The 7,843-nt window shown below is 74.4% G+C and carries 5 protein-coding genes; 2 read left to right on the forward strand and 3 right to left on the reverse strand.

What is annotated here, in order from left to right:
- Positions 1-56 precede the first annotated feature (56 nt).
- A complete protein-coding gene (locus AC13HU_RS26310; protein WP_483044435.1) occupies positions 57-1,073 on the forward strand; it encodes a LacI family DNA-binding transcriptional regulator in 1,017 nt (338 codons plus the stop codon).
- Positions 1,074-1,216: 143 nt separating this feature from the next.
- Here AC13HU_RS26310 and AC13HU_RS26315 read toward each other — a convergent pair whose 3' ends face one another.
- Together AC13HU_RS26315 and AC13HU_RS26320 are read right to left on the reverse strand one after the other, a co-directional pair.
- On the reverse strand, positions 1,217-4,759 hold the full coding sequence (locus AC13HU_RS26315) for a phosphodiester glycosidase family protein (RefSeq protein ID WP_483044436.1): 3,543 nt from the start codon (positions 4,757-4,759) through the stop codon (positions 1,217-1,219).
- A gap of 370 nt (positions 4,760-5,129) precedes the next feature.
- Positions 5,130-6,005 (reverse strand): MurR/RpiR family transcriptional regulator, encoded by an 876-nt coding sequence (locus AC13HU_RS26320; RefSeq protein ID WP_483044437.1) that lies wholly within the window; start codon positions 6,003-6,005, stop codon positions 5,130-5,132.
- Between the two features lie 129 nt (positions 6,006-6,134).
- Between AC13HU_RS26320 and AC13HU_RS26325 the strand changes: the two genes are divergently transcribed.
- Positions 6,135-6,752, forward strand: coding sequence for a helix-turn-helix domain-containing protein (locus tag AC13HU_RS26325; RefSeq protein WP_483044438.1), 618 nt, complete (start codon positions 6,135-6,137; stop codon positions 6,750-6,752).
- A gap of 216 nt (positions 6,753-6,968) precedes the next feature.
- Here the strand turns inward: AC13HU_RS26325 and AC13HU_RS26330 are convergent.
- The coding region (locus tag AC13HU_RS26330) for an anhydro-N-acetylmuramic acid kinase (RefSeq protein ID WP_483044439.1) at positions 6,969-7,843 on the reverse strand (875 nt) is incomplete at its 5' end.

Here is a 7,843-nt window from a genome sequence, read left to right on the forward strand (position 1 = left end):
CTTCAGTGAAGCGCTTAATGCCCGACTCCGTCAAGTGCGCCCCCTACACTGGCCCCGTGCCGCAACGACCACCGAGGGTCACCCAGCGCGATCTCGCCGAGGAGACCGGGCTCTCCACCGCCACGGTGTCCTACGCGCTGCGCGGGATGCAGGTGCCCCCGGAGACACAGCAGCGGGTGCGGGAAGCGGCCGAACGCCTCGGCTACCAGGCCGACCCGATCGCCCGCGCCCTCGCCTCCGGCCGTACCGGCTACATCGGCGTGCTCTGCCGCTCCCTCACGGACGTGTGGCAGCAGGCCACGGCCGCGGCGCTCGGCCGGCGACTGCTCGGCGACGGCCGGCACGCCCTGATCGTGGACGCCTCCAACGACCCGGCGCTGGAGGCGACGCTCGCCTCGCAACTCGCCGACCAGCGGGTGGACGCGCTCATCGTGCTGCCGGTCGACCCCACCGCCACGCACTGGGCGGAGGTCGCCGAGCGGACCGTGCTGATCTCCATCGGCGACGGGCTGCCGGGTGCCGCGGCCCACGCCGAGGTCGTCTTCGACAACGAGGCCGGGATCACCGATGCGCTGCACGGCCTGGCCGCCGTCGGCCATCGCCGGATCGCGGTCATGACACCGGGCGGGCTGACCACGCCGGACCGCCCCGCCGAGACGGTGGCCGAGCGGGTGGCCCGCCGGCTCGGCCTGCATGTCACGCTGCACCGCTCGCCGCACGACCTGGACGGCGCCGCCGCGATCGCCCGCGCGGTGCTCACCGGGCAGGACCCGCCGACCGCGTTCCTGTGCATGGCCGACTCGATGGCGTACGGCGTGTACGCGGGCGCCCGCGACCTGGGCATGGAGGTGCCCGGCGACGTCTCCGTGGTCGGCTACGACGACCACCCGCTGTCGCGCCTGCTGACGCCGCCGCTGTCCACCTACCGGTGGCCGGTGGAACTCCTGGTCGACCTGGTGGTGGAGCGCACCGTCAAGGCGATCACCGCGGGCAAGCGCAGCCGGCGCCGGGTACTGCCGCCGGTCGCCCAGCCACGCGGCTCGGTCGGCCCGCCCGGGACCGCGCCGAAGTGACCGTCCGACGCTGACCGCGCCCCAGAGCCTGTGGCGGTCCTGACGACGACTCAGGGCCAGCCCCGCGCCCCCCCGATCGGGGGAGTGCGGGACGGGCCCCTTGCGTGGCCGAGCCGGGTCGGGCAGGCCGGCCGATGGTCAACTCACCTGGCCGTTACGGTGACCGTCGCCGTCCCCGTCATCCCGCCCGCCGTGACGCTGATCCGCGCCGTGCCCGGACGGCGGGCGGTCACCTCACCGGTGGCCGCGTCGACGGTCGCGACGTGCGGGTCGGAGCTGGTCCAGCGGCGCGACACCGGGTCCTGGACGGGCACTTGGAGCGCCGGCAGGTCGTCGCCCGCGATGGAGGTGCCGGTCGCGGTCAACTGCTCCTTCCCGCCGCGCGCCAGGGACGGCGCGGGCGCGGTCACCGCGACCGAGGCGAGCAGCGGCTGCACCGCGAACTGCACGGTGCCGTCCGGCAGGATGTGGAACAGGCCGTAGTTGAAGAACCCGCCCTGGTCCGGGGTGGCGTACGGCGGCGTGCCCAGGTCGGCGACCACGAAGTTCGGGATGCCGCCGGGCGCGTCGGTGCCGTCCGGCTCGCGCAGGTCCTCGGCGAAGCCGCGCGCGTGCCCGAACATCATGAGCACGTGCACCCCGGGATGGGTGCGCTGGTACCGCTGCACCAGCGCCTCGTACATCTGCGCCTCCCACCGGTCGGTGAACTGGCTGTCCGCGCGCGGATGCGGGTCGTACGCGGGCGTGTGGGTGATCACGACCGCGACCTTCCTGGTGTTCGCGTCGAGTTGCCGGGCCAGCCACAGGTACTGCGACTCGCCCTCGTCCGGCACCTGGAAGGCGTCCGACGCGGTGATGCCGATGTGCCCGCTGTCGGTCACGATCATCCGTGCCGCGCCCGCGTCGTACGCGTAGTGCGTCGGGCCGAAGACGCTGGTGAAGTCGCCGTTCTCCGGGTTGGCGCCCTGGGTGATCTCGTGGTTGCCGACCGCGTCCCGGTACGGCACGCCGAGGCCGTCCATCAGGGTGCGCAGGTTCGTCAGGTCGCCCGTCGTCCCGTTGTCGGACATGTCGCCGAGCGCCTGCACCTGCTGCGGGCGGGCGGCGGCCGGCAGCGCGCCGAACACGCCGGGCAGCGACTTGAGCGCCACCGTGCCGGTCGCGCCCGGCGTGGCCGCCGTGGTGTGCGCGTCGTCGAACGCGGCGACCGTGGTGCCGCCGGGCCGGAAGGAGGACGCGTCGGTGAACTGCAGCCAGGACGGGTTCTTCGGGATCGCGGTGTACGTCGCGGGCTTCGGCGGGCGCGGCGAGTACAGCGCCTCCAGGTCGGCGAGGTGGATGTCGCCGGTGAGGTCCGGGCCGGGCTTGATGGTCACCAGGCCCAGGTAGTTGATGCGCAGCGGGTACTGGAGGCCCTGCGGCAGCTTCGCCACGACGTACTGCCAGCCGTCGAAGGTGATGCCGGTCGGGTAGAAGCTGGTCGGCTGGTTACTGGCCTGCCAGATACCGACGTTGAGGGTCACGATGCCCGGCGCGAGCCCGTCGCCCGGCCGGGAGGCGAGGTCGGCGTTGCCCTTCACCCACACGCCGAGCCCGATCGGCGCCTGGTCGCCGCCCAGCAGCGGGATCTGCTCGCTGCTCGGGTCGTTGAGGTAGACGCTCAGGTCGTAGGTGCCGGTCTGGTTCGGGTACGTGTAGTGCACGTCCATCGAGCCGGTGTCACCGGTCCTGGCCGTGGTGGACGAGTCCAGGGCGATGCTGCCGTTGGTGGTGGAGTGCGGGCCGGGGCTGGGCACCTTGCGTGGGTAGACGTTCATGTAGTTGCTGGTCACCGACCACTTCGACAGGTCCGTCAGCGGGTCCACCGGGACCGTGGTGGAGCCGACTGCCAGCGACACGGTGGCCTTGGCGCCGCCCGCGGCAGCCGTCACCGTGACCATGCCGGTGCCGTCGGCCGCCGCGGTGAAGGTGCCGTCGGCGCCGACGGTGCCCAACTCCGGTCTGTCCACGGACCACTTCACCGCGGCGGGCGGCAGGCTGACCGCCGCGCCGCCGCTCGCCGTCGCGGTCGCCGCCAGCGCCTGGGTCGCGCCGTTGCCGAGATCGGCCTGCGACGGTGTGACGCTGAGCGTGTGCACGCCGGTCACCACCGACAGCGGGACCGTCGAGGACGCGTGGCCGGACCGGATGTGCAAGGTGCTGTGGCCGGGCCGGTCGGCGAAGGTCAACGTCGTGCCGTGCACCGTGGCCAGACCCGGCGGGCTCACGCTCAGCGTGACCGGGTCCGCCGCCGGGTTGTCCGCCCGGTCCAGCGCGTACGCAGGCACGTCCACCGCGGTGCCGGCCAGCGCGGTCAGCGGCTTGCCGCCGTTCGCCACCGCGCGCGTCGCGGGACCGGCCGCCGCCTCACGGCTGTAGAGGAACAGGCCGTTGGCGACCGGCCGTTCGTGCCCGTCCGACGGTGTGTTCAGCACCGACGCCTGGGCCTGCCCGGGCAGCCGGCCGACCATCTGGGTCGAGCCGCCACCGTCGAAGAGGATGGCGTCGTAGGCGCCGTGCTGCATCATCCAGCCCGCGAGCTGCGGCCGGGTCAGCCCCTGCGCGACCCCCTCGGCCTGGTGGCCGTCGAAGGCCGCGAAGATCGCGTGCTTGCCGTCCTTGGTCACGCCGACCGCGGTCACCGGGTTGTCGATGTTGTTGTCGCCGCCGCCCTGGAGCGGCACCGCGCGCTGCCCGTCCTTGACCAGGATCGCGCCGCCGCTGAGCGCCTGCACGACATCGCTGTCGGGCGCCAGGCTGTCGGTGGTGGTGACCTGGTCACCGGCGTGCACATGAGCGGTCAGCCAGTCGCCGTACGCGGCGGAGCCGACCAGATCCTGCCGGTCGTCGGCGAGTTGCGGCAGGTCGGTGACGCCGGTGTGCACCGAGTCCACGGTCAGCGTGGTCCCGTCGGCGCCCAGGTGCCCGGCGACCACCGTGGCCGCCGCGATGGACGTCGGTCCCAGGTCGGCGGTGACCCGCAGCAGCGCGCCCGCGCCGAGGTCGTCCACCGCGTTGACGCCGGTGAGCGTGGTGCTCGCCGCGTTCGTACGGTCGGTCAGGGTGCCGGTGTAGGTCTCGGTGCCGATGCCGATGGTCCCGTCGCGGTGCACGAGGAAGTCCGCCGGCCGGCTCGGCTCCGGGCTCTTCAGCAGCCGCCCGTCGCGTACCACCATGCCCTCGGGCCGCCCGCTGGCGTTGATCTCGAAGAAGTCGCCGTTGATCCCCGCGACCGCGCCGGTGCGGTGCGCCATCGAGGAGGGCACCTCGTCGGCCGGGTCGGTGAGGCGGTCGTGCGACTCCACGACGCCGAGCCGCACGTTCCGGTCGGCGAGGGACACGTCGAGGACCTGCGCGCGCTGCGCCCCGCCGACGGTCTGGAGCGTGTCGGAGTAGTTGCTGACGCCGTGCGTCAGGGTGCGTGGCGTGGTCGTCTTCTCGTCGACCACCAGCGGCCACTGGTCGGGGGTGGGCGGCAGCCAGGACGACGTGGAACCGGCCGCCCCGTGGTCGGGTGCGGCGATCGCCGGCGTGCCGCCGGCCGCCAGCAGCGCGGCGCAGGCGGCGGCCGCCACGAGCGCGGCCGGCGCCCGGGCCGGGAGCCGTGGGCGACGTGGGCGACGTGGGCGGGTGAAGAGCTGGGCCAAGGGGCCTCCGGCCGGGCCTGCCACCGGAGTGCCGGACCGAGGCGGTCCGGCCGTCCCGGCAGTCGCGGCCTGTCGTACGGGTACGGTGCGGTGGTGCGCCCTGCAGTGTGTACGGTCCCGACCGCCTTCGGCCGTCGCGGAGTTGACGAGCAGATGAGCAACAGGAGTCGGAGCTCGCCACAGGTGGCGAACCCGGGCACATTATGGCCCGGCACCCGCAAAGATTGTCGGTGCACGGCCAACTGTGCGGAGGTCGGCGCGGCCGAACACCGGTATTGAGCGCAAATCCTGCTGTTTGACGAGGCGTCGGCGCCCGGCGCGTCGCGGGCAGGCGCGGGCGACGCGCCGGGCGGGGCGGATGGGAAGGGGATCAGTCCTCGGCGTAGGACGCCATGAGGCGTACCGCCTGTTCGCGGCGGGCCAGGCGGCGGGCGGCGGCCTTGGAGCGCGCGGCGGTCAGGGTCGCGAGGGCGTGCACGACCGTCGTCACCGCGGTGGGGGAGTCGGAGTAGGAGACGCTGGCGGTCGCCGCCGTGAGGCAGATGTCCGCGCGCGCGGCGAGCGGGCCGCCGGCGTCGTCGGTGACCGCGACCACGGTTGCCCCCGCGTCGGCGAACGCGCCGGCCAGCCGTAGCGTCGAGGTGTCGTAGCGGCGCAGCCCGAAGGCGACCAGCACGTCATGCGGCCCCGCGTCGGTGAGCGCCTCGATCTCCCGGCCCGCCGGACCGCCCACCAGGGCCACCTGCCCCAGCACCACGGACAGGTCGGTGGCCAGCAGATACGCGAAGGCGTGGCTGCGCCGCGCGCCCGTCACCCAGCGCCGCCTGGCCGCCAACAGCGCGTCGACGGCCACGACCAGCGCGCCGTTGTCGTCGAGTTCGCTCAGCGTGGTGGCCACGTTGTCGGACTCCAGGACGGTCATCCGCGGCATGATCCCGGCGCGCGCCGCCGGGTTGAGCCGGGTCTGGAAGCGGGCCAGCGGGCTGCGCAGGTCGCCGTTGAGCTTTTCGGTGACACGTGCCTGGAGTTCGGCCAGGTCGCGGAAGCCCGCGGCGGTCAGCAGGCGGTGCAGCTCGCGGCGGGTGCCGCCGCTGCGTTCGAGCAGGACGTCGTGCCGCAGCAGCGCCGTGTGCGGGTAGTCCGCCGACAGGACGGCGAACAGGGCCCGTTCGCCGTCGCCGAGTTCCCGCGCGGCGTCGGAGAGCGTCGCGAGCGGGTCGAGCCAGGACGACGCGTGCGATGCCAACGCTCACACCTCCCGCGGGCATGTGCCGGCCGATCCGGAGAATTCCCGCCGTACCCTACGAAATGCCCGGCTGTCGTGATAAGTAGTCATGTCCAACGGAGCCGCGGCTGCGCGGGGAAGGGGGACGTCATGGCGGATCGGCCCCGTGGGGCGCGTCAACCGGGCTGCGAGAGTAGCGCGTCGGCCGCCCGGCTGGGACGGCGTCTGCGCATGAGCCGGCGCAGGCTCGGCCTGACCCTGGACGCGCTGAGCGGACGCACCGGCCTGTCCAAGAGCTTCCTCAGCCAGATGGAATCCGGCCTCGCCAACCCGACGTTGGACTCCCTGCACCGGATCGCCGAGGCCGTGGAGACGCCGCTGTCGGTGCTGCTGGGCGGCCCGGGCGGTGCCGCGTCCCGGCCACGGGCGGCCGTCGCGCTGACGACGACCTACCGCCCGGCCCGCGGCGGCCGGCAGTGGGCTGAAGGCGAGGGCCGGACGTATCCGCTGACCGCGCCGGGTGCCCGCCGCTTCGAGACGGTCCTGGCCGAGGGCACCCCGGCCCACCACGCCTTCGTGACCAGCCACCCGGGGGAGGAACTGTGCCACGTGCTGGCCGGGCGGCTGCGGGTGGAGGTCGGCGGGGAGCGCTACGCCCTGGCCGCGGGCGACTCGCTGCACTACGACAGCGCGCTGCCGCACCGCCTCACCGGACTGACGCCGGCGGCGCGGTTCCTGCTCCAGGTGGCCGGCCCGCCCGCGACCTGACCGCGCCGCGGTTGAACGGCCGTTGGCGTACGGATGGCGAGCACATGTCATAGGGCAGCACCGTACGCGGAAGGCGGGCGACCGGCGACGGTGCGTACGCCGCCGCTTCGCAACGGTCCGCGTCTTCCCGCCGGCCGCCCGGGACCGGCCGCCGTGCGCACGGGCAGGTGGGCACGTGGGCACGTGGGCACGTGGGGGGTGCGACCACGCGAGCACTCAGCGCAGGACGCGCAGGGCGCGCGGCGGCTGCCCGAGCGGTGCCGGCAGGCGGGTGCCGGCCGCGCCCGGGACGATCGCCCCGAGCACCCGAGGGCCGTCGGCGCCCGTGCAGGACGGAAGCGTGGACGGCAGGCCGTGCGCGGTGTGCCAGCCCAGGACCGCGAACGCGATGGCCTCCTTGGCGTCCGACGGCAACCCCTCCTCGTCGCTCGGCGCGACCCGCACCGCGGGCAACTCCCGCCTCAACTCCGCCGCCAGCAGCGGATTGCGCACCCCGCCGCCGGAGACCAGCAGCGTGTCGAGGCCGTGCCGGCGTACCGCGTCCGCGCAGGTCCGCGCGGTCAGGGCGACCAGCGTCCGCAGCACGTCGGGCGTGGACAGCCCCGGGTGCCGGGCCAGGAAGCCGTCGAGATAGCCGCCGTGGAACAGTTCCTTGCCGGTGGTCTTGGGCGGCGGCAGCCGGTAGTACGGCTCCGCCAGCAGGTCCGCGAGCAGCCCCGCCCGCACGCGGCCGCCGGCGGCCAGCCGTCCGCCCGCGTCGTACGCCAGGCCCGTCGCAGCCGAAACCGCCGCGTCCAGCAGGGCGTTGGCCGGGCCGATGTCGTACGCGACCGGGGCCGGGCCGCCGGTGGTGAGGTTGGCGATGCCGCCCAGGTTGAGCGCACCGGGGCGGCCGGGCAGCCCGGCCAGGAGCAGGACGTCCACGGCCGAGACCAGCGGGGCGCCCTGGCCGCCGGCGGCGACGTCGCGCGGGCGCAGGTCGGCGACGACGGGCAGGCCGAGCCGTTCGGCGATCCAGGCGGGCTGGCCGAGTTGGAGGGTGCCGCGCACCCGCCGGCCCTCCACCCAGTGGTAGAAGGTCTGGCCGTGCG

The sequence above is a fragment of the Streptomyces sp. NH27 genome (assembly GCF_056859195.1).

What these genes read in the sequence shown, in the direction of transcription:
- AC13HU_RS26325 (WP_483044438.1), top strand. Translation starts at nt 6,135, where the DNA reads ATGGCGGATCGGCCCCGTGGGGCGCGTCAACCGGGCTGCGAGAGTAGC.